We start from the raw sequence: 22,830 nt of genomic DNA, 5'->3' as shown, positions 1-22,830 counted from the left end.
TCTCATGCGTCGACTCAAAAGCCACCGTACGGGATTGAGTCGCGAGGACCATCCTTCGGAACGAAATTCGGGTAGCCCCAACCAGAATTGTCAAAAATGTCATGACGTCCATCAATGTATCTGCGATCCGGAATAAACGCTGGCAATTGAGTGTGAAATCCCTTCAACGTTTGACGACACCGCTCCATTGTGGCTTCGTCAAATCTGCCATGAAAACCAGCGCCTTCGTAATAGTGTTCTGTAATCTTTGCCTGCTGCTCAAAATTGAACATGTAAAGCGGCTGGCCCAGGTCGTCTTGGTCATAGTAGTACGTCAAGCCATACTGCAACTTGTTCTTGGCTAGGTGATAAAAGAAATCAGCGACATTAAAGTTCCCGTTCTGAGATTGAAGCACATGAGTCATCTCATGGATAAAATGACCCTGAAGATCAATGTCAGCCTTAGAGAAATCCTCTGCATAATTCGACATGGGAAACCAAGGTGTATACCGAGGGGTAATCGAATTGCGTCCTGCGAATGGATGAAGTTTCCCAATGCCAACGCAAAGGCCGTCCGTGTTGAGGTGGCCTTCAAAGAACTTATTCAACATTGCGACTTCACCTGGTGTCAGCGACCGAGTTGACGACCTTTCAGGACCGTATGCACCGGCAGGTAAACCATTCCCGTGTGCTGCGATCGCGATTCCGCCCATCGCACGATTGCGGCCCAGGCGTCGTCGAGCCTCTCTCATCTCCTCCTCCGTTGGGAGTTCGAATGGCGGGCGACCCGTCGGGGTTCCTTGCGGCGGCTCCAACCCACTCGGATCGGTCTTGGTGGTCGGCTCATTTCCCACATACCGATACAAGTTCGCATCCCCCGCCGCAAATCCAATGGGGTCATTGCTCAGCCAACGGCCCGTGGCTGGGTCGTACCAGCGGGCGCGGTTGTTCTGTAGCCCCGCGTCCGCGTCCCAGTCGCGGCCGGTGTAGCCGAAGAGCTCGTCGATGGCATCGGCGTGGCTGCTGGAGATCGCACTGCCCGAGGCGTCGTAGTCTTGCTCGACGATCCGATTGCCAAAGCTGTCGTAGGCGATGTGCTGACGAATCTGGCCGCTGTTGTCGACCAGGTCTCGCACGCTGCCCAGATGATCGGTCAGTGCCCAGTAAGTATCACCCGCCGTTGCACTCGCGGTGGTCGCTGAAAGCTCAGGCCCCGCGCCGCCGTGGTACTGTTCGTCGGCCAGCAACTGGTCGACCATGTCGCCGTACAAGTACCGACTGGCAAGCGTGAACGTTTCTGTCGCCGCCTCACCGTCGGAATCGGTCGCACGCAGTACCGTTTGACCTTCCGTCCATAGGAAAACTTCGTCGCGATCGAAATCGCCGTCCCCGTCACTGTCCAAGCGTTTGCCGACCCGTTGATCCAATGCATCGTAGATGTACTGGATCTTCTGGGTCACGCTACCGACCGTCGAAGTCTTCTCGGTGATCGACTCCAATCGATTGCGGTGGTCCCACTCGTACAGGGTCACCGCACCGGTGGAGATCATGGTTCGGCTGAGCGTGTTGCCCTCATCGTCGTACGTGTAGTTGTACGTGCCATCGGTCTGCAACTGGTTGTGCGTGTTGGCTGCGGACTGGGACGCTCCGCCGCTGGATTTCCGATTGCCTCCGGCATCGAAATCGTAGGACTCGGCGCTCGCCAAGCCGAAGGGTTGAGACAACCCGCCGATCGCCGTGCTGGCAGCGGACGTCAACTGATCGCGCGAGTCATAGCCGTAAGCGGTCGAGGTGCCATCGCGATAAGTAGAAAACTGCGTCAAGCGATTGTCCGCGTCGTACTGAAAAGTGTAAGCGGCTAGCAAGTCGGAACTGCCCAGGGAGGCGGGCAAGGTGGAGGTGCCGTTCCAGTTTTCGCCGGAAGCAATTTCCGACGCTCCATGCGTGAGGCTGCTAATCCGTCCCGCATCATCATAATCCATCCGCGTGTGGACTTGCAAATCCGACGTGCTGGCTGCGGCTGCTGAGTAACGATGCAAGTCAGTCAGTTGCGACGCCCGGTTGTATTCCAACTCGGCAAGCTTCGGTGCGACCGCATGCCCGCCGGACTGCGATTGCTGGATCAACGAGGTCAGCCGGTTCAGGAAATCGTACTGGTAGACATTTTCAAAGTCGTCGACACCGCCGGAGATCGTGGTCCCCGAGAGTGTTCCGCCCAAGTTGGCGGCCAGCTCGATGCGGTTGCCTCGCTTGTCAAACTCACGGGTGAAGTTGACTGCGGTTCCCACCAAGCCGATCAGTTGGCTTTCGGCGACTAGTTGGGATCGATCGTCGTAAGCGAAATCAAAGTCCGTGGCGAGGCTGTCGCTGTCATCGATCGACACCAGGCGGTCGGAGGTGTCATAGGCATAATCGAACGTCCGGTCCGTGGTTGCGCCCGTCTTCCACGTTTCGGTCTCGGTGCGGTATCGATTGTCGTAATCGTACTGCGTAACCCGTCCATTGCGATCCGTCAGGGAGCGCAGATTGCCGACGCCATCATACGAGTACGAGCGATTTTCTGTTCCCCCGCTGTAGACCTTGCCTGCCGTAACGAGCTGGTTCAGATGGTTGAAGGCAAAGTTGGTGACATTGCCCAACGGGTCGGTGACGGACGTCACGTTCCCGAACGCATCGTACTGCGAGTCCGTCGTCCCCGAGGCTGGGTCGGTTATCGACGTGGGGCGGTACCAAGCATCGAGATCGTATGACGAGACCTGTCCCAGAGCGTCTTCGATCGAAAGCACATTTCCGATGCTATCCCGGACGTACTGCGTGAAGGCCGAGGTCAATGCTCCGGCACCGTCCGGGTCCGGCTGAGTCGACTTGATTAGCCTCCCGCCAACGTCATATTGGAACGACGTCTCACGCCCCACCGGATCGGTGATGGTGTCGATCAGAGAATCGACGGTGTAGCTGTAGTTCGTTATCGGGGAGCGCCCCGATCCAATAAAATCAAGCGACGTCAGTTTCGTCAGACGCCCACGTTGGTCGTAGTCGTAGCTTGCGTAGTTGCCTTCGGCATCGGCAACCGTCCGCACGCTGCCATCGTCCCAGTAGCGAATGTTGCTGGTCGGAGTGTCACCGGCGATCGTGCGTTGGCGCCCCATCGCATCGAGCTGCTCAACGATGGAGATGCCCGACGGATCGGTTGTCTCAATGTCCCAGCCGATGGCATTGGCGATGTAGCTGACGGTCGTCTCGTACGGGCTTCCAGAGGCCGGGTTGGGCGTGGACGTTTTGACCAAGCGGTTGAGATCGTCGTAAGAGAACGTGGTCTCGTTACTCAGTCCATCAACGACGCCGACGAGGTTCCCCAAGTTGTCGTACTCCATCGACGTGACGAAGCCACCACCCTCTCGCTGATCCGAACCGGTCGTTGTCAGTCCACTCACCGGGTCGGGGCTGACCGTTTTGACGACCTGGTCGAGCCTGTCCAATGTTGTTTTGGTCGTGCGAGTTGTTGCCGAGGGAATGGCAGCAGTCATGTCGGTCTGTGAAACCGTGACGACGTTCGCAGTCGAGTAGTAGTCGATCGTAGTCTTGAGGCCTTGGTAACTTGACGACGTCACGGGCGCATTTGGAATGGCAACGGTGCTCTGGCCGTAGGTTTCCAAGTCGGCTGCTGTTAAAGTCGTTCCAGCCAGTGCGGTCGCTTTACTCTGAGTGCGGGCGATGTTCCCGCTGCCGTCTTTGTAGAGATACCAGGTAATGTTCGGATTCTGCGTGTACTGAGCGGTCAGGCGGTTGCTGGAATCGTAGGTGGAACTCTGTGTCAATGACGTCACGAGGAGTTGCGATCCGTCCACGAAGGAATTGATCTGTTCGCTCGCGATGACGTTTCCAAACACGTCGTAGTCATATCTTGCGAGCACGGGCAGCAGAGCGCCGGCCCCATCGGGATCGGATGACTGCTGCGCGATCATGCGGTCGCTGGCGTCGTGGTAGAACTTCGTGACGCGTCCCGCCGGATCGGAGATCTCATCCAGATTCCCGCGATCATCGTAGAAATATTCCGTTACCGCTGCGATCGCAGTGCCGTCTGACTCGGTGACGGATTTCAGTTGGGCGTGCCGGGCGGGGTCGCTTGGTGTGTTGTAGTACTCGTAGTCGATGACGGTATCGCCTGAGGACCGCCCCGTCTGGATCACGCGCTGCGCCACCAAGTAGGTCGGCAGCCCGGCGGTGCTCACGTAACTCACTTCCACTTGGCCGATGATCTCGGGCTCAGGATCAACTTCGTTGTAAGGATTCGGGTTCCCGTAGTAGCGAAGCACGAGTTCTGCGTCGATCGAGGTAACCCATCCATCACCATCGATGTCATAGAACGATGTCCCACCTCCGCCAACAGGCGCGCGCGTCTCGCCATTCGTATTGAGGTAGTTGATAATCTGAAGGGCGTCGACTGAGGTTACGTAGGAGTCGTCGTTGACATCCAGGGGACGGGTCGGGTTTTGTCCCAAGGAAGCATTTTGCTTCCACTGCATCTGGGTGACCCGGCCAGCGGCATCCACCTGTTGGAGATAATTGTTTCCGGTTGCATCGGTCGACGAGGTCATCACGTCGAACGTGTCATCCCAGGTCCATGATGCCGTCGTGCATTCCGGCATCAACGAACTGACAGGATTGTTATTGCTATAGGTGGTCGAGGTAGATTGTCGCCCCGCCGGTCCGTTGCTTTGTAAAACGCCGCTGATCAAGACCTTGTCGGGATCAGGCGAAAGTTGCTGGGTGATTTCACCCCAATCATTTCCGGTGACATTGCCAAAGTCGTCCCAGTCGGTCGGTGTGCGAGTGAATTCCGTGCTCAGATCCACGTTGGCTTCCAGGAGCAAAATCTCGGTGTCACCGAGAGTGCCGACGGTGGTCAGTCCAAGAGCTTCCACCTGCTTCGGGTCCCAGGTCCGCAACAAACGCCCGCGATGGTCGTATTGTGAAATGGTGCGTTGGGGATCGCTGGAGGATGAACGCCTCCATGTCGAAATAGCATAGTTCGGGAACGCATTCTCATTCCCGCTTCCCGGAGCGGAAACTCGCAAGGCGCGTGGATCGGTAGCGAGAATTGGGCCCCCGACATAATCTTTGCTGATGAGCCCGTTCTGCTGGCGTGTCAGATCGAACGTAAGGCTCGATCCGTCCGGATAGCTGATCGAAGCCACCCGTCCGTCGAGCGAGTTATACGCGAAGTTCGTTGTGTAAGCGGACCCGCCATCTTCGCCCACTGAAAATCCAGACAGCCTGCCCTGAACGTCGTAAATGAAAACTTCTTCACGCGATTTTCGGGGCCCGGCATCGTCTGGATCGTCATAGATGATCGACAGTTCTCCTGGAGTGCTCCCGGTGTAAGGAAGGTACTCCATGTAGACTTGCTGATTCAATGCACTATTGGAGAGCGAATTGATAGTTTCAATCGTGACCGTGTGGTTGCCCGTGGACGCATTAACTCCATAGGTATAGGCAGTGACTTGACCACGAGGGTCCGTTATTTCTGCGAGCGTCCCATCGCTGTTGTAGGCATAGGACGTGGTATTTCCCGCTGAGTCAATTCGAGCAATCATGTCTCCGGTCGCATTGAACTGACGCACGTTTCCGTATCGGTCGGTGAGGGCTCCGCCGGAAAGCGTGTCCTGGATGCCTGGAGAGGAGCCTGAGTTGTTCTTGAACCAATATGAAGCACCGGTCAACAAAGTGTCGTGTCCCCAGGTTTTCCATGTCCCCAGGTTTTTCAGGTTTCTTCGTCCCGTTATCTTCTCGAAGCCCGAGCCTGACCCCACGCGAAGCGTTTCCTGACAACGGGGTTTTCGGATAGGTTCTTAGTCTCACCCGGCTTAATGAATTTTCCGAGCGACATTCGAGGGCACCGATAATACTAGTGTTACTCGCCAGGTATTTGCAACCTCAGCAAACCAAACGCAGAGATCTTGATCGGTGCCATGATACAGCCATTGCTGAACCCTTTCGCCAGGATGCACTTTGTAGCGAAGTGCTTCCTGCAATCCCCAACCAGATTTCACGGGTATTGTTAACACCTCAGACTCATCCGGTTGTCCAATCGCTTCAAGTATCTCCGATTCAAGTTCGTAAGTAGCACAAGCTTCTACTGTTCGGCTCATATCGGCACTCTTTTACCTAATGAATAATGGTCGTGATAACTTTGATTGCTTCATCAGAAACATTGAGAACTCCACCAAAGTTCGCTGAGCCAAGCACCGTGATCTTTCCACCCTCTTTGATCACAGTAACCGCCTGTGCTCCCTTTACTGCGGCTCCTTCACAAACTACTCCAAGTTGCGTACCCAGCGCCGCATGAGAAGTATTCGGAGCGCTCAAACCAACGATTTCACCGTTCCTCACCCAGCCAATCAATGACTGACCATTCTGCATTAGGATTCGGCCTTCGGTTGCAGAAGCACCTGCCGTGGTACCCGCAGCACCGCCGACGCTTCCCGCTGTTGTTGCACCGCGTACATATTTGAATATTCGAACCGTCGCTCCATTTATCACGACACTATGAACGGCGAACGCAGCAACGTTTGCCGAGCATTGCGTCTGGAACTGCGTTCCCTCCGGTGCTCTCAGCTGCGCCCACAATGACTCTCTCGCAAGATCTTGCGCAGTAAAGTCAACGCCAAACCAACGCAATGGATAACTGATCGCGCGTCCTGATTCGGCCAAGCCGAGCGTTCCACCAAGAATTATCGTTCCGATCACCCCACGCTCTGGAATTGTCGCGTCATCTAATGACGGTGGTTCCAACCCACTCGGATCGGTCAACGTCGTGGTCTGATTGCCCACGTACCGATAAAGATTCGCATCCCCCGCCGCAAATCCGATGGGGTCATTGCTCAGCCAACGGCCTGTAGCCGGGTCGTACCAGCGGGCGCGGTTGTTCTGCAATTGCGCATCGGCGTCCCAGTCGCGGCCGGTGTAGCCGAATAGCTCGTCGATCGCGTCGGCGTGGCTGCTGGAGATCGTACTTCCTGACGCGTCGTAGTCTTGCTCGACGATCCGGTTACCAAAGCTGTCGTAGGCGACGTGCTGGCGAATCACGCCGCTGTTGTCGACCAGGTCTCGCACACTGCCCAGGTGATCGGTCAGTGCCCAGTAAGAATCACCCGCCGTTGCACTCGCGGTGGTCGCGGAAACGTCAGGCCCGGTGCCGCCGTTGTACTGCTCGTCGGCCAGCAACTGGTCGACCATGTCGCCGTACAGGTACCGGCTGGCAAGCGTGAACGTTTCTGTTGCCGTCTCACCGTCGGAATCGGTCGCACGCAGTACTGTTTGACCTTCCGTCCATAGGAAAACTTCGTCGCGATCGAAATCGCCGTCCCCGTCACTGTCCAAGCGTTTGCCGACCCGTTGATCCAACGCATCGTAGATGTACTCGATCTTTTGAGTCACGCTACCGACCGCCGAGGTCTTCTCGGTGATCGACTCCAGGCGATTACGGTGGTCCCACTCGTACAGGGTCACCGCACCGGTGGAGATCACCGTCCGGCTGAGCGTGTTGCCCTCATCGTCATACGTGTAGTTGTACGTGCCATCGGTCTGCAACTGGTTGTGCGTGTTGGCAGCCGACTGGGACGCACCGCCGCTGGATTTCCGATTGCCTCCGGCATCGAAATCGTACGACTCGGCGGACGCCAAGCCGAAGGGTTGAGACAACCCACTGATCGCAGTGCTCGCAGCGGATGTCAACTGATCGCGTAGGTCATAGCCGTACGCGGTTGAAGTGCCATCACGATAAGTCGAAAACTGCGTCAAGCGATTGTCCGCGTCGTAGTCGAAGGTGTAAGCGGCCAGCAAGTCGGAACTGCCCAGGGAGGCGGGCAAGGTGGAGGTGCCGTCCCAATTTTCACCGGAGGAAATTTCCGACGCTCCATGGGTGAGGCTGCTGAGCCGACCGGCATCGTCATAATCCATCCGCGTGTGGACTTACAAATCCGACGTGCTGGCGTTGCGTGTGGCCGGTGGGAACCGGCCCTACGTGTTGCAGTATCAGGTAGCCACGAATTACTCGAATCGACACGAATAGAATCCACTTCTTGATTCGTGTCCATTCGTAAGATTCGTGGCTGAAATCATCATCGGTGAAAGGCCTCGGGTAGGTGCGGGAACGTAGGAGGGTTCAGTTTATCCAGGTGGGTGTGGCCGGTGGGAACCGGCCCTACGTGCTCCAGTATCCGTTAGCCACGAATTACTTGAATCGACACGAATAGAATCCACTTCTTGATTCGTGTCAATTCGTAAGATTCGTGGCTGATATCATCATCGGTGAAAAGCCTCGGGTAAGTGGGTAAAGACAAGGTTAGGACCCTGCCCACCAAACCCAGGCGATCAACAGCCCTTGCAGGGGGAGCCGAACCACCAGCAGCCAGTAGGGGATCGAGGCGAACTGATCGGCGTGAATCAGCATCTCGACGTTCGCAGGAAAGACGGCGATCAACAACGCGATCAGCCCCCAGCGAGCGACCGGGCGGAGACGTGGGACGGCCAAACCGACACCGCCGAGCACTTCAAAAAAGCCTGAGATGAATACCAGGACCGTTGGAAACGGCAGGTAATCCGGCATGATTTTCAAATACAGGCCTGGCGCTCGGAAGTGGTTGATTCCCGCAGCGACGAAGCACAGAGCGAGCAGGACCAGCGAGGCGGCCTGCCAGCGTGATCGGCATTCAAGCATTCCAGATGCATCGGAGGGATCAGGCATCCGAGGGCTCAGGCATTTGTTCGGGCACTTCCAGCGGATCGGTCTCCGGCGGGCGTTCGGCCGGATCCAACTTGTAGAAAATCGCAACAGGCAGGAAGAGCATCGCCATTGCCGCGAACAGATAGCTGCGCGGCCAACCGGCGGCGGTGATCAAGTGATCGAGCACCATGTAAACGGCACCCGACATCACGATAGCAAAGAAGTTGGCTTGATTCATCACGGCAATCATCCGTCCCTTGAGCGTCTGCGGAGGGCGATCTTGCAAGAAGACTTGAATGGGAATGGCGAAGAAGGCCGCCGAGGCGCCCAGCAAGATCAGCACGGGCATGCAGCCGGCGAATCCCAACAGGTGGCCCTGGCCCGGTTGATCAGCATCGCCCGGCAATGTGATCGACAACAGGGCGCAGAAGAGCACCGTGCCCCACATGCCGATTTGGATGACGAAGTTGTCAGAAATCTTGCGGGTCAACGCACCGGCAACCACGCCCCCGACCGCGATGCCCACGCTGATCAACGCCACCAGGATGCTGGTCCAGGTATCGCTCAGTCCCAACTGAACCTTGCTTAGCGAATTGACCGACTGGATCGTCAACCCAGCGATCAGCCAGAAGACGCAGGAGGCCAACAACGCCAGCAGCAACGATTTGTCGCGCCATAGCAGAGAGCGGATGGTTTGAGGGATCCACAGATTTTCCGTTTTGAGCTTGAGTTGCGGATCCGCAGCGGGCAGGCGAACGATCGTGAGGCTGGTGAGCGTACCGATGATCGCGATCCCGACGCACACGAGTGAGCCGATCCACAGTCCGGCCGCTCCCTGCATCGGCGGCAGTGTCGGTGACACGATTGAATCCTTCAGCGGCCCGGCGAGCGCGGTGCCAATAATGATGGCGATGAAGGTCGTCATCAACACCAAACCATTAGCGCGGCCGAGTTGTTCACGCGGCAGCATCTCCGGCAGGATCCCGTATTTGCCGGGGCCAAAAAACGTACTCTGCAGTCCCATCAAGAAAAGCACGATCCACAATCCAGTGAATCCGATCACCGGCGTGGCCAGGAACGCGACCACCCCCAAACCCATGATGGCGATTTCGGCCACTTTGCTCGACACGATGATGGTGCGTTTACTCAAGCGGTCGGCGAGGTAGCCTGCCAAGCCGCCGAAGAGCACAAAGGGGAGACCGAAGACGATGGTGGCGATACCCTGCACGTCCGAGCCACCGCCCTGGGGCGCGTCTGTGGCGACACCCCCAGCAGCGGCCCGATCCCCGGCAGCGTTTTCGACAACGGCCGAATCGGCCGCCGAATCGAGCAAACCGGCTTCCGAAGCCCCGGCGACGACCGCCGTGGGAATCGCCAGGAGCAGCACCAGCTGTTTGAACAAATTGTCATTGAAGGCGCCGAAGAACTGCGTCGCCAAAAACCCGATGAAGGCGGGATGAGAGAGGCGGTTGATTTTACCGGCTGAGGGTGCCGGCCGGGGATTACCATCGGTCCCCATCTCGACGGGCGTGTCTGAAGGATTGGCGTCAGGTTGGGACATGGTGCAATTCGAGAGCAGGGTAGCGGTGGATGAGGGCGTGTCGGAGAGGGCCAGCCCGCTTTTTGAAAGAGGCATTTAGAATAGTGCCTTAGCACAGGCCGATGCCGCGCGGCGAGCGGAAATTTCGTGTTCCGCGGCCAAGAAAGCGGGACTTCCGGCGTGAGAAACGCCCGTGAAACTGGAAAGTCGTGCTTTCGCGGGTAAAAATGAGTGGACCGGTCAGGGCGGACACGCCTATCATGGAAGTGTCTCCCACGAAGGGAGAACTGTCTCCCCGAGGGGGGACAGCGGCGAATGGGTTGCCGGTCGACCGACCGGTGACGGATCCGCTTGCGGTCGGTTCACGTCCAACGGAGTTTCGCAAACACCACGCACCCATCGGTGCCCAATCACAGCTAGGGTTATGACAAATATTTTCGCAGCACCGGCCATGCAGGCTGGTCTTGCTATGACGGTCTTGCTAGTCGTGATTATTGGCGCGGTTTGGTTGCTGGGAAGATTGCGCGACTACACCACCCAGGACCGTCCGACACCCCAGGAAGGGCTCGTAAACCTGGAAGAAATGCTTCGCAAAGGTGACATCAGCGAAGCAGAATTCCGAAATATACAATCATCGGCCCGCTCTCAAGCGGCGCCGTCGAACTCTGTCCCGTCCCAACCAGTCCGCTCGCCCGATCCACCTTCCGAATCTTTGGAAGGGTAGAATCGAGCCAGCCAACTTCAACGGGGACCGGTGGCCGAGCGAGACGGTGTCCTCGCCTGCGAGCGACCCGCCGATACCCAATCCAGTCAGTGGTTCGCCCTCCCAATAATTGACTCAAGATGCAAGCCTGCTCGGCGTTGACGCAAGTGAACGCAGATCTCGCAGTAGCTTGAGTCGGGCATACCAGTCACTGACACCAATCACTATTACCAAAACCACGAATCGCTCGAGCTTTGAGGACACGGATGTTCCTTCAAGCAAACTGCAGTCGCGATGGCCGTCCTCAATAGACGGCCGAAGTGACCGCAGCACGCCTGAGAAGCATTCGAGTCGTGGCTTGAACCATTCGATGTGTCGAGTTCTCATTGCGAGCATTCAGACGAACCGTAGGCCAACGCGAACCCAGTCACGTTTTCGGATCTCCCATCCGAAAACGCGTCCATGTTCATGAGAGTCGTTGCCTGCCAACCGTCTGAAATCTTGCGACGGGGCTTCAATTAGTAAGGAGTCGTGTATGCCCACCAAGGAATCTTCGAACTCACGCCGCAGTAGCGCGTCGACGAAGAAGAATGCGTTTTGCAGTTTCTGTCGCAAGAGTTACCGTGATGTCGGACCCCTCGTCGAAGGGCCGGGGGACGTCTATATCTGTGCCGAGTGCATCGACCTCTGCCAGTCCATTCTTGATCAAGAACAACGTCGGCGTGGCCCATCGAAATCACTGTTCGGTGAGATCCCCGCCCCCCGCTCGATCGTCGATCACCTCGACAACTACGTGATCGGACAAACAGCCGCCAAACGGGTGCTCGCTGTAGCTGTCCACAATCACTACAAACGACTCAGCAGTGGCTGGGAAGGTGACGGGGATGTCGAAATCGAGAAGAGCAATATTTTGCTCGCTGGGCCCACCGGTAGCGGCAAGACATTGCTCGCCCGTTCGCTCGCCCGCATGCTCAACGTCCCCTTCGCCATCGGCGATGCGACGACCTTGACCGAAGCCGGTTATGTCGGTGAAGACGTCGAGAACCTGCTTCTCAAGCTCTTGCACGCAGCCGACTTCGACGTCGAAGCCGCTCAGCGTGGGATCCTCTACATTGATGAGGTCGACAAGATTGGACGCACCAACGGGAACGTCTCGATCACCCGCGATGTGTCCGGTGAAGGGGTCCAGCAAAGCCTGTTGAAGATGCTCGAGGGCACCGTTGCTAACGTGCCTCCGCAAGGCGGCCGCAAGCATCCCGAGCAGCAGTACATCCAGATGGACACCAGCAACATCCTGTTCATCTGTGGTGGTACCTTTGTCGGGATCGAGGACATCATCCGTCGACGTCTCGGCCATCGCACCCTCGGGTTCGGTGATGCTGGCTCACTCCGCAACGAACAGAGCGTTTCGGAGTTGCTGGCCCAGGTCCAAACCGAAGACATCCTGAAGTTCGGCTTGATCCCCGAGCTGGTCGGTCGGATGCCCGTCGTCTCCTACCTGCAGCCACTCGATGTCGATGGTCTGATCCAGGTCATGACCGAGCCGAAGAACTCGCTCGTCAAGCAGTACCAAGCGTTGTTCGCGATGGAGAACTGCGAGCTGAACTTCACCGACGGTGCCCTGCGAGCGATCGCCGAGAAGGCGATCGAGAAAGGCGTGGGCGCCCGCGGCCTCCGCGGGATCACCGAAGACGTGATGCTCGATATCATGTATGACCTACCCGACCAAGAGGATGGGCACGTCTACACGATCGACGAGACCGTGATCATGGGCTCGCGGAAGCTCTTCACCATGCCGGCGACGAAGAGCGCCTGAGCGAGAAGTCGATGACGTGAGCCGGGACGCGCAAGCGGCCCGGTGGGCGGCGACCCCCGGGGCCTCACGGCACTCGGCTCACTATCACGGCACCAACATCGACCCAATCGACCGCCCGGAACGTCACCGGGCGGTTGTCTGCAATCGGGCCGCACCACCTCTGTGATGCAGACGCTGGGATCGTTAACCTCTGGGCATGCCAACACATTGCCTGATTAGTTTTGGATCCAACTTGGGCGATCGAGATGCCGTGGTCGCTCACGCGGCCCAGTTGGTCGATCGCTCGGGAATCGTCGCGCCAACGCGGCAATGCCCGCCCGCTCCCCAGGGCCGCTCCCGCCTGGAACCACAGACTGGTCTGCGGACCAGCCGGCTGTTCGAAACGCCTCCCATTGGCGGCCCCGGCGGTCAGTCGCCTTTTCTCAATGCGGTCGCTGCCTTTGCCACCGAGGCTTCCGCTGCGGACGTGCTCGACGTCCTCCAGCAGACCGAACAGGAACTCGGCCGCAAACGTGAGAACCGCTGGGGTGCCCGTTCGATCGATCTCGACGTGGTATTGCACGGCCATCTGTGCGGCGACGCTCCCGCGGGAAGGCGCGGGCTCATCGGGGGACGCGGTCCACTCGGCAGCCCGAAATCGCTAGTCGTCCCGCATCCACGCTACACAGCTCGCAAGTTCGTGGTCGTCCCCGCCTGTGACGTCGCTGCGGATTACCGCGACCCGCGTTTTGGCTGGACACTCGCCGACCTGGCCACGCACCTGGAAGCAGGGTCACCGTCGATGGCATTGACCGGGGGCGACGAATCGCTGCGGCGAACCATCTGCGACCGACTGGCCGCCGAGCATAGCGTTCAAATCATCGATGCCGACGCGCTGTCGACGACGCCTGCACCTGGGGCGGACACTTGGGACCGCACACAGCCATGGGTGTCGCCAACCGTACCGCGAGCTCTGCGTGAGCAAACCACCGCACCGGAGAGTTTCGAGCCAACCGAGTCAATCAGCCTGCCTCGATTGATCGCGAGAATCGAACGAACGACCGCCGCGACCCGCTGGCCAGCACCGCATCAGATCTGGCCCTCGGGATGGCGGTGGCCCGAATACCGACTCGAAGTCGATGATCTCGATTGGGCGGTCGGCGAAATGGCCTCTGCCCTCGATTCTATGTGCTGTGAGGCTCGTCCAATCACCGACGACGGTCAGTGGTGGCAAACCTAGCCCCCAAAAATCCAATCCGATCTACCTCCTTTTCCGTTTGAATCCATCATGTTCGATCTCGTCCTGGGCACCCATAATGCAAAGAAGCTCGTCGAACTGCAGATGATGCTGCCAACGAGTCTTGTGAAGCTTTCCACTTTGGCCGATATCGAAGGCTCGATCGATGTCGTTGAGGACGCTGAAACCTTTGCCGAGAACGCGGCGAAAAAAGCGTCCGAGCAGGCACTGCATCTCAACCGCTGGGTATTGGCTGAGGACAGTGGACTGTTGGTCGATGCGCTACAGGGTCGGCCTGGCGTGTACTCGGCACGCTATGCAGGCGAACATGGCAACGACGCTGCCAACAATGAAAAACTATTGAAAGAACTGCAAGCTGTACCGGATGAAAAAAGGGGGGCCCAGTTCAATTGCCATCTCTGTCTGGCCGATCCGGAGGGCGAGGTTCAGCTGACCGCATCGGGAATTTGTCGCGGCAGGATTGCCCAATCACTCTCCGGTTCAGCTGGTTTTGGCTACGACCCGCTGTTCATCATCCGTGAGTATCACCGCACCTTTGGCGAGCTCGACCTGAGCGTCAAACGAGCAATCAGTCACCGCTCACGAGCGTTACGTCGATTCCTACCACCGTTCACCGCGATGATCCTGCGTGCTAACGAGTGAGGTCTGGGTTCGGCAACTGAGAACAAAAAACCCGCTGCTTTAATTGTTGCTGAAGTGTAGCTTGAGAGCCCGTTCGCGACTCAGAGGGTTCTTGGTGTACTGTGCATAGCACGTCGGGCAGAGATCAAAGCTAGGCGGCAGGGACGCATTCTCGTGCCGCATCTCGTCCAGAGAATCGTCGTGGGAACATGACGCGTCAATCGGATCCAGATCATCACCTCGGCAGAGAGCGTCGTGCAAATCTTCGAGCGGTTCGCTGGCATCGTCGGATAGCTGATCGTGAGCGAGCGAGTCATTTAACTCGGCCAAAAAATCAACCGCCTCAGCATCGCCGACCTCTTCGGGTGATTCAGCGACGACTTCCACATCGATGCGGACGACATAGCGAGGCCCTTCGTCGAGGTCGATCGAACGTTGACAACGATCGCAGGTGTAATGAATCATTGGAGCAGTGCTCTCATCAATACGGAGATAAGAAAGAAGAAGATCAGTCAACTGATAACTCATCTATCGTAGTTCTCTGGCGAGGTACCCCGCAAGTGTTTTTTATTGGGTGGGGAGGGCGAGGTCGGCGTTTTTTATTCTTCCGCGGTGCCCGAGAGTCGCCGCCCTAGGGTCTCGATTGGAATCGGCCCAGATCGCTGACTTTTTAGCAAACCCGGGCGCAGCGTACACCGCCGGCGTCCTCGACACCGCACAGCAGAGTGCTGACGGATCGGCTCTTTTTTCCCGTAAGGGTTGGCCATGCTCCACTGCAGTGGTTAGATTGAGTGTCTCAACTCCCACCTCTTCAAGAAACATGACGAAAGCGGGACCGACCCCTTGGCTAGTCTCGTGGGGTAACCGGTCTCGACTTTCAGATTCAACTTACCTTTCCTAACCTTCCTGTGTCGCCAATGCCGTCCATGCACCTACGTTCGTTTTGTTCTCAGTGGTTGTTGCGGGCTTTTCCGCTCTTGTTGTTTTCCCTGGCGGCGCCGATGCCGACGTCCCACGCCGACGGGCTCGGAGTGACACCTCCAGAGCAATTCAAGGTGCCAGCGGGTTTTGATGTAGAACTGATCCATCAGGTCGACAGCGGCAACCAGGGATCGTGGGTCAGCCTAACGGTGGATCCCAAGGGGAGGTTGATTGCCTGCGATCAAAATGGCGGTTTGTTCCGCATTGACGTTTCTACGAGTCCCGCGCAGGTGGAAAAACTGGACATCGAATTCGTCGGTGCTCAGGGCTTGTTGTGTGCGTTCGGATCTCTCTATGCCAATGTGAACTCTCGAAGTTTCCCCTCGGGGCTCTGGCGATTGACAGACACCAATGGTGATGATCAGTACGATACGAAAGAGCACATCGTGCCGCTCAATGGTGGTAGCGAACACGGGCCACACGGATTGATTTTGACCCCTGATGGGAAACGAATCGTGATGGTCGCGGGCAACAACACCACGCTGCCTGACACGATTGACCACAGTCGCGTGCCACGGAACTGGGACGAAGATCACTTGCTCGGCCGCATGCCGGACGCTCGTGGCCACAATGCCAACCGCATGGCACCGGGCGGGTTCATCATGTCGCTCGATCCCGACGGCAAGAACCGCGAACTGATCGCAACCGGATTTCGCAACCCCTACGACATCGCACTCAATCACGACGGTGAACTGTTCACCTACGATGCCGACATGGAATGGGACGTCGGCACCCCATGGTACCGGCCGACCCGCGTCAATCATGTGTTGAGCGGTGCCGAGTTTGGTTGGCGAAATGGGACGGGCAAGTGGCCTGCCTACTACCCGGATTCCTTCGGCGCCGCAGTGGACATTGGCCCGGGTTCTCCCACCGGCATTTGCTTCGGCTACAACGCGGATTTCCCTCAGCGGTATCGTGACGCGCTCTTTATTGCCGATTGGAGTTTCGGGAACATCTACGCAGTCCACCTCAGTGAAGACGGCGCGTCTTACTCAGGCGATTATGAAACCTTTGCCACAGCGGCACCGTTGCCGGTCACGGACATGGTGATTCATGAAGGTGCGATGTACTTGACGATCGGCGGACGGGAGACACAGAGCGGTCTCTACCGTATCGCCTTCACCGGTTCCCTCGATGCGTATAGCGCCGAGGACGCGGGCGAACAGCCTGAAACAGAAACCGCTTCCGGTGGAGCCGCTGTGCTCGACGACGACAAACTGCAAGCGAGCTCCCTGCGGGTGCTGCGTGGCCAAATCGAAGCCCTGCACGTTGACGATGCTGACTTGCCCATCGATGCCGAAGCCGCCACATCCATGGCATTGGAGTTTCTCTCCCATGAAGATCCCGCCATCCGTTTTGCATCTCGAATTGCACTCGAACATCGGGATCTGGATCTGTGGAAGTCCCAAGTGCTGGCGTCGGATTCGGCGCGCACCCGCCTGCTCGGTGTGATCGCCTTGGCCCGCTGCGGTGAGGCTTCGGATCAATCCGAGGCAATGGCGAGCCTGCTCGAACTGGATTTTGATTCGCTCAGCACCAGCAACCAGATCGCTTACCTGCGAGCTGCGGGTCTGGTCGCAATGCGGTTGGGCAAACCCAACGATCAACAGCGTGCCGAGCTAATCGATGCGATCAGCGACGCATTTCCCAGCGACGTTGATTCGCTCGATCGTGAGCTCGCGATCATGTTGGTTTCCCTCCAGGCCCCGGGATCCACCGCAGCCGTCCTTGAAAAACTGCTCAGCTCACCCAGCCAGGAGAGTCAGATTCATTACGCCATGACACTCCGCGAGGCGAGTGAAGGATGGGACGATGACCTGCGACGTCGCTATCTCGGCTGGTTCCACGACATGGCAACGGCACGCGGTGGGATGTCCTTCGGCGGATTCGTTCAGAACATCAAGAATGCATTCGTCGATCGCTTGAGCGACGAACAGCGTCAACAGTTCGCCGCAGCGATCCAGCCGCCTGCTCCGTCCGCTGAGGCGGCCCCGTCCGAAGCCCGCCCCTTTGTGAAACAATGGACCGTCGACGAACTCGTCGACACCGTCAGTGACGCGACACAGCAGCCCGATTTCGAGAAGGGTAGGACTCTGTTCGGAGCGGCTCAGTGTTTCAAGTGTCACCGGATGGGATTGCAGGGCGGGATCCTCGGCCCCGATCTGACGAGTGCCGGAGGCAAGTTCAATATCCACGATATGCTTGTCTCGGTGATCGAACCGAGCAAGGTGATCAGCGACCAGTACGGTGCCACTCAGTTCTTGACCGAGGATGGCGAGGTGATCACGGGCCGCGTGATCAACATGCGTGGCAAGACTCTCGTCGTGCTCACCAACATGCTCGATCCATCGAGTCTGACAGATATCGATCGCAACAATATCGCAGAGACCAGCACCGCGCGAGTCAGCATGATGCCGACCGGATTGCTCGACACGCTCACCAAGGATGAGATTGTCGACCTCGTCGCCTATCTACGGTCGGGCGGCAATTCGGAGAGTCCGATCTACACAGAGTCCGCTGGTTCGGAGAACTGAGTTTCGGATTCATTGTCGCGGGCGTTCGTCGCCCTGACTCGACTGCATACGGCCGCGTTAACGCGGTCGTGGTTTGGCATGATCATTCGGGTGTAGATACAGACAGGTGTGTGTTACCGCGGGATGGACCGCGGACCACTTGTTGATCTTTTTCACAGGAAGCTCTTGGCGGGTTTCGCGACGATGAAATCAAGGTTCCGAGTACTGCTCAGCTCGCTCAATCCAATTCGGTGGCTGCTCGCCTTTCGGCGATCGCTGACCGCCGCATCGGTGTCGTTGCTGATCGTTGGCATCGGGTCACTGAACATCGTGTGGGGGTATCCTTGGTTGGGGATGTTTGCCGCCTGCACGTCGCTGTTTGTCGTCGGCGCGATCATCAACCATTTCGCCATGCCGGCGCTGGAGACTTCGGTGAACGCTCCACGCTGGATCGCTGCGGGGACGACGCTGCCCATGTCGGCACGGTTGATCAATCGGGGGCGTTGGCCGGGCATGAATCTTTGGTTTGAGGCTCAGGAGCGATGTGACTGGCTGCCACCCGCAGGCGAGTTCCAGACCTTGAAAGACGTGCGTTTTTTACATCGTGGAATTCATCCGCTGCCCACAATTTTGGCGGAATCCTATTTCCCGTTTTACCTCTTCCGCGCTCACCGACATGTCGACCCGAAGGCTGAGATCGCTGTCACCCCCGCGGCGATCGACGGTGAAGACGATGAGTTGTGGCGATCGCTGCAGAGCACGCTGAAGGGGATCGCAACGCGGATATCGCAGGGCGAACAAGTGCACTATATCGGCTCTCTGGAGTACCGCGAGGGCATCCCCGTACGACGGTGGGACTTCTCATCTTGGGCCCGACTGGGGAAACCGATCCTGCGTGAATTCAGCACTCCCGCGGCGCAGTCAGTACGTATTTGGATCGACAATGCGGCTCCGGAGATCCCCCACCCGCAACGCCGGCGCTGGCACCGGTCGTCGCCGTGGTGGCGTCCCAATGAAGTCATCCACGAGCCATTTGAACGAATCCTGGCGCTCGCGGCATCCTCGATCCAAACGCTCACCCGGACCGGGGCTGCGGTGACGTTATCGTTGACGAGCGACGAATCGGGGGTACCACTTCGCTGTGAAGCGGGGGGCGACCCGAGTGAATTATTAATCGCTCTGGCGACCGTGGAACGTGTCCAACCGAGTGCCCAATCGCCCCGTCAGATATCGCGATGGACTCAGGCGTTGCAAGCGGGCAAGGACGAAACAATGTTCATTTTTTCCTGCCGGCGGCGCGCCGACGTCACCGTTGACGTGCCGGAAACCGCGAGCTGGGTCACCGATTACGACATGCAAATATGCGGCGACATTTCAGGGGAAGCACCGGCTAAACCGCAAACACAGGACGGCGCGACATGACGAGCGAGCAGACGTCGTCGTCGCACTCGTTGCGATTGGACAACCGCGTCGTTTTGGGGGCGGTGATCTTGGCACTGGCCGCGTTCGTGGGCAGTACGTTCGCGACACAGACCGCCTGTTTGGCCATGGTTGTGTCAGCGTTCCTCTTTGGATATCTGGGCGAGAAATGGACTCGGTCGCGGCGGGCGCGGACGGGTTCTGTGCAGGCAACGCATGGCTTCTGGGGTGGGCTATGGCGGGGCGCAGCACTCGTGCTCGCGATCATCGGGGCGTTCGTCCTGGTCATTCTCTGGCGGATGGAAGATCGTCTGTCTGAGACGTCGAGCCTGCTGATATTGGCCGTCGATATGATCGCTCACGATGGCATTGCCCTCCTATGCATTCTGTGGGCGGTGTGGCCTCGACGGGGCCACGTCACGATGATGGTGATCGCCCTAGTCACCGTCTTGATGGCGGTCGCGGGCGGGGGAGTCAGTGGTTCACGCACGGCTCAAACCGCAGTGGGGCTCGTCACGGTGATTGGCTTCGTGCTGGCCGCCCAAGTGATCGTTGCACGGCAGCATTCCCGCACGACATCCAAAGACGACAAGCGATTGATCCTTCGGTCCGAGACATGGCCCTACCTGCTACTCACCCTGTCACTTTTTTTGATTGTCGCATCCACGCTCGTGCAGGTGACCGACACGGTATTGCCCAACGTGCAAGCCGAGGTTTTCGCTCAGCTCAAGGACCGCTTCGAGAGTCCTGATACCGGGATTGCCTTGGCGGGCGGTGGCTACGTTTCGGGCGGCCGCCTAGGGAGTGTGCAACACCGAATGCTGACCAATCCGACAGGAATCGTCTTGAGGGGTTACTGTGACAATATTCCCGGATACCTACGTGGCAACGTCTTCGATTCGTATAGTCAACGCCGATGGCGCACCCGCCACCGTTGGATTGAGCGGAACGATCAGGGCGAAGTGCTCGATGTCCATCCGTCCCGCTTAGTCGTTCCCTCGGGACCGGCGAGCGTCCCATTGCGGCAACCGGGAAACACGCGGCGGATGCGATTCCCGCTGAACCTCGCCGAGTCCGGCAGTGACAATCGCATTTTTGCTGGCATCATGGAGATCCAGGGGAACCCTGAAAAAGGGCCTCAAACATTCCTGCCTTCGGCCACAATGTGGATCGAGGCACGGGGCGAGCGGATAGGCGTGACGCCCCACCGATTGATCAGCAAAGGGCTCGATACATCCCAGCCCTGGGTTGCTGGCGTGGCAATGTCGACCGAACATGAGATTCTCAGTGAGGATGCGCGAGCATTGATGCTGTCGGTTGATCCGGCTATTCGCGATGAGATCGCCAGGGTCGCCCAATCCGTCTGCGGCGACGCCCAGTCCCCGGAGTTGAAAGCACGACGAATCGCAGCTCACTTCCAGAACAACTACCTCTATCGCCTCCAACCGCCACGGCCGCCGCGGGGCGTTGATCCCATCATTCATTTCTTGAACACGAAGCATGCTGCTCATTGCGAGCTATTCGCTTCGGCATCCACGTTGATGATGCGAACCCTCGACGTGCCGGCGCGCTACGTGACTGGTTACGTGATGGATGAACTCAGCGAGTCACAGGGTGATTACCTCGCCCGCAACCGCGACGCCCACGCTTGGGTGGAGTACTACGACGACGGGCAAGAACGCTGGGTCGCACTCGAATCCACGCCCGGCCGCCTGTACCGAACACTCAACGTAATCCATCCCGAGCTGGCCGCGGGCACCCAGGGCAATTCTCTCGAGGGCGGCCAATCGGCGGCGTTGGGTTGGCTGCGGGCGCAATGGGGCAAATTAGTTTCACTGCGGCTAACGGACGCTCTGGCGATCACATTCCGAACCCTGCAACTACCACTGCTCATTGGTTTGGTGCTGTGGCTGGGGTGGCGAAGACGTGGCAACCGTGGCGATGCCCAGGCCGCTGCCCTGACGAATGCTCGGCGGGTGATGGACCGCCGGTTGCGACGTTGGGGCTGGACGCGACGCGGCAGCGAAACACTGCACCAATTCGCCGCACGGTTGGAGTCCTTTTCAGACGACAGCGGGTCCGAGGAGGGACAGCAGCGAAAGGCGGAATTGGCCCAAGCAGCGCGGTGGTATCGGAGACATGCTGTGGCACTCTATGGGCGACACGCCAACGCCGTGTCCGGTTAGCGAGCACGGGTAAACTTTGCCGGTTAGTGGGCCGATGCAAACTCGGCACGCCGCGAAGTCTGGTAATTCAAGTCGATGGTTGACAATCGACTCAACCCAATGGCCCGGCGATTCCGAAACCCATACGCAGTGACCCTTTCGAATTTGACCCATGCAGGTGCAGCGGTGCCAAAGTTCCCCACGATCCCACGGTTGTCCATTGTCGTTCCCTATCGCGGAGACGGCGAATCCTTCGAAAACACGCTTGCTAGCGTGCTGCAGCATCGCCCTGATGCTTGCGAAGTGATCGTTCCCCACGCGGGAAATTACGATGACCCTTTCCATCTCGGCGATGAAGTTCGATTTATCGAAACAGCCTCTAGTTTCACCAAGCAGATCGGTGAGGCGGCGGCTATCGCGCACGGCCGGTTCGTACACGTCCTCTCCGATGGATACCAGGCGACACAGGACTGGACCCGTTCGGCGTTTGACGCATTTGAACAGCATGAAACGGGCGCGGTGGTGCCTGTCGTGCGGCGATCCGACAGCGAAGAAATCGTGCACGCCGGATGGCAACGCACGGGGCGTTCGGCATGCGATCTCATCGGAGCGGGCTCAAACTCGCTCGCCTCGAAGCAACTCCGCAGCGTCGAGGGCGGTTTTCTGTCGGCGAGCTTTTGGCGTCGCGACCTCCTACGCAGTCTCACGGAGTCTTTCCGCAGCGATCATGCCGTGGAAGCCTCGATGGTCTTCGGCCTGCTGACGCGAAAAGCGGGCTGGAAGTCCGTCTGTGATCCCGAGTGCACGCTGCGGCTCTCCGAGGATTCCACCACCGGAGATGATTACGCGTCCCAGGTCACACGCAATCATCGCCGCTTGCAAGCGATCGCGGACCATTTCGGCAGCGGCGGTTGGGGCAAGAGCCTTGGACGGTTGATCTCCACGACGCTCTCGGGCGGCTTCGGCTCAGCGGTGGCCCGCGCCACAGCCCCGTTGGCTGCAAACACCATCGCAGCATCGCTGCGAAGCCAGCATGTGCTGCGAAGCGACGAGCAAGAGGAACCCATCCGAATTCCGGTATCCTCCGATCTGCCTCTCCGCCGCGCCGCCTGAGCGCGATGGTTCATT

14 protein-coding genes are annotated in these 22,830 nt (G+C 58.3%); 7 read left to right on the top strand and 7 right to left on the bottom strand.

The window, feature by feature from the left end:
• Window positions 1-14: 14 nt before the first annotated feature.
• The 5 genes from CA85_RS14095 to CA85_RS14075 all read right to left on the bottom strand — a co-directional run bounded on the left by CA85_RS14095 (window position 15) and on the right by CA85_RS14075 (window position 10,268).
• Window positions 15-5,702 carry an RHS repeat-associated core domain-containing protein gene (locus CA85_RS14095; protein WP_146391966.1) on the bottom strand — a complete coding sequence of 1,896 codons (5,688 nt, stop codon included), beginning with the start codon at window positions 5,700-5,702 and terminating at the stop codon, window positions 15-17.
• A gap of 144 nt (window positions 5,703-5,846) precedes the next feature.
• Window positions 5,847-6,131, bottom strand: coding sequence for a hypothetical protein (locus CA85_RS14090; RefSeq protein WP_146391965.1), 285 nt, complete (start codon window positions 6,129-6,131; stop codon window positions 5,847-5,849).
• Between the two features lie 16 nt (window positions 6,132-6,147).
• Complete coding sequence (locus tag CA85_RS14085; protein WP_146391964.1) at window positions 6,148-7,941, bottom strand: RHS repeat-associated core domain-containing protein; 1,794 nt, start codon at window positions 7,939-7,941, stop codon at window positions 6,148-6,150.
• 385 nt (window positions 7,942-8,326) lie between these two features.
• Complete coding sequence (locus CA85_RS14080; RefSeq protein ID WP_246112795.1) at window positions 8,327-8,728, bottom strand: DoxX family protein; 402 nt, start codon at window positions 8,726-8,728, stop codon at window positions 8,327-8,329.
• Window positions 8,721-10,268 carry an MFS transporter gene (locus CA85_RS14075; RefSeq protein ID WP_146391963.1) on the bottom strand — a complete coding sequence of 516 codons (1,548 nt, stop codon included), beginning with the start codon at window positions 10,266-10,268 and terminating at the stop codon, window positions 8,721-8,723. The genes CA85_RS14080 and CA85_RS14075 overlap by 8 nt, the downstream gene beginning before the upstream one ends.
• 1,217 nt (window positions 10,269-11,485) lie before the next feature.
• Between CA85_RS14075 and clpX the strand changes: the two genes are divergently transcribed.
• From clpX to rdgB, 3 genes are all read left to right on the top strand, one after another.
• Window positions 11,486-12,766, top strand: a complete 1,281-nt coding sequence (clpX, locus tag CA85_RS14065; protein ID WP_146391962.1) for an ATP-dependent Clp protease ATP-binding subunit ClpX — start codon at window positions 11,486-11,488, stop codon at window positions 12,764-12,766.
• Window positions 12,767-12,962: 196 nt separating this feature from the next.
• Window positions 12,963-13,985: a 2-amino-4-hydroxy-6-hydroxymethyldihydropteridine diphosphokinase gene (gene folK, locus CA85_RS14060; RefSeq protein WP_146391961.1), complete on the top strand. Its 1,023-nt coding sequence runs from the start codon at window positions 12,963-12,965 to the stop codon at window positions 13,983-13,985.
• A gap of 48 nt (window positions 13,986-14,033) precedes the next feature.
• Complete coding sequence (gene rdgB / locus CA85_RS14055) at window positions 14,034-14,645, top strand: RdgB/HAM1 family non-canonical purine NTP pyrophosphatase (protein ID WP_146391960.1); 612 nt, start codon at window positions 14,034-14,036, stop codon at window positions 14,643-14,645.
• 39 nt (window positions 14,646-14,684) lie between these two features.
• Here rdgB and CA85_RS14050 read toward each other — a convergent pair whose 3' ends face one another.
• Window positions 14,685-15,089, bottom strand: a complete 405-nt coding sequence (locus CA85_RS14050; protein ID WP_146391959.1) for a hypothetical protein — start codon at window positions 15,087-15,089, stop codon at window positions 14,685-14,687.
• Between the two features lie 536 nt (window positions 15,090-15,625).
• Between CA85_RS14050 and CA85_RS14045 the strand changes: the two genes are divergently transcribed.
• Entirely contained in the window at window positions 15,626-18,139 is a 2,514-nt protein-coding gene (locus tag CA85_RS14045) for a c-type cytochrome (protein WP_246112794.1), read from the top strand.
• 152 nt (window positions 18,140-18,291) lie between these two features.
• On the opposite strand, the gene CA85_RS25720 is transcribed toward CA85_RS14045, so the two are convergent.
• Window positions 18,292-18,633, bottom strand: a complete 342-nt coding sequence (locus tag CA85_RS25720) for a hypothetical protein (protein WP_246112793.1) — start codon at window positions 18,631-18,633, stop codon at window positions 18,292-18,294.
• On the opposite strand from CA85_RS25720, the gene CA85_RS14040 reads away from it, so the two are divergent.
• The 3 genes from CA85_RS14040 (at window position 18,632) to CA85_RS14030 (ending at window position 22,815) form a co-directional block, all read left to right on the top strand.
• Window positions 18,632-19,540 (top strand): DUF58 domain-containing protein, encoded by a 909-nt coding sequence (locus CA85_RS14040; protein WP_246112792.1) that lies wholly within the window; start codon window positions 18,632-18,634, stop codon window positions 19,538-19,540. The genes CA85_RS25720 and CA85_RS14040 overlap by 2 nt on opposite strands.
• Entirely contained in the window at window positions 19,537-21,723 is a 2,187-nt protein-coding gene (locus tag CA85_RS14035; protein WP_146391956.1) for a transglutaminase-like domain-containing protein, read from the top strand. Before CA85_RS14040 ends, CA85_RS14035 begins: the two co-directional genes overlap by 4 nt.
• A gap of 165 nt (window positions 21,724-21,888) precedes the next feature.
• Window positions 21,889-22,815 carry a glycosyltransferase family 2 protein gene (locus tag CA85_RS14030; RefSeq protein WP_146391955.1) on the top strand — a complete coding sequence of 309 codons (927 nt, stop codon included), beginning with the start codon at window positions 21,889-21,891 and terminating at the stop codon, window positions 22,813-22,815.
• The last annotated feature ends 15 nt before the right edge of the window (window positions 22,816-22,830 follow it).

Source organism: Allorhodopirellula solitaria (assembly GCF_007859855.1).
Lineage (GTDB): Bacteria > Planctomycetota > Planctomycetia > Pirellulales > Pirellulaceae > Rhodopirellula > Rhodopirellula solitaria.
The sequence above is the reverse complement of the archived record's forward strand: the minus strand, read 5'-3'. Positions and strand labels throughout refer to the sequence as shown.

Excerpts from the sequence above, each read along its gene's own strand:
- folK (WP_146391961.1), top strand. The coding sequence starts at position 12,963 with ATGCCAACACATTGCCTGATTAGTTTTGGATCCAACTTGGGCGATCGA.
- CA85_RS14040 (WP_246112792.1), top strand. The coding sequence starts at position 18,632 with ATGAATCTTTGGTTTGAGGCTCAGGAGCGATGTGACTGGCTGCCACCC.
- CA85_RS14080 (WP_246112795.1), bottom strand. The coding sequence starts at position 8,728 with ATGCCTGATCCCTCCGATGCATCTGGAATGCTTGAATGCCGATCACGC.
- CA85_RS14090 (WP_146391965.1), bottom strand. The coding sequence starts at position 6,131 with ATGAGCCGAACAGTAGAAGCTTGTGCTACTTACGAACTTGAATCGGAG.
- rdgB (WP_146391960.1), top strand. The coding sequence starts at position 14,034 with ATGTTCGATCTCGTCCTGGGCACCCATAATGCAAAGAAGCTCGTCGAA.
- CA85_RS14050 (WP_146391959.1), bottom strand. The coding sequence starts at position 15,089 with ATGATTCATTACACCTGCGATCGTTGTCAACGTTCGATCGACCTCGAC.
- CA85_RS14035 (WP_146391956.1), top strand. The coding sequence starts at position 19,537 with ATGACGAGCGAGCAGACGTCGTCGTCGCACTCGTTGCGATTGGACAAC.
- CA85_RS14085 (WP_146391964.1), bottom strand. The coding sequence starts at position 7,941 with ATGGATTATGACGATGCCGGTCGGCTCAGCAGCCTCACCCATGGAGCG.
- CA85_RS25720 (WP_246112793.1), bottom strand. The coding sequence starts at position 18,633 with ATGCCCGGCCAACGCCCCCGATTGATCAACCGTGCCGACATGGGCAGC.
- CA85_RS14075 (WP_146391963.1), bottom strand. The coding sequence starts at position 10,268 with ATGTCCCAACCTGACGCCAATCCTTCAGACACGCCCGTCGAGATGGGG.
- clpX (WP_146391962.1), top strand. The coding sequence starts at position 11,486 with ATGCCCACCAAGGAATCTTCGAACTCACGCCGCAGTAGCGCGTCGACG.
- CA85_RS14045 (WP_246112794.1), top strand. The coding sequence starts at position 15,626 with ATGCCGACGTCCCACGCCGACGGGCTCGGAGTGACACCTCCAGAGCAA.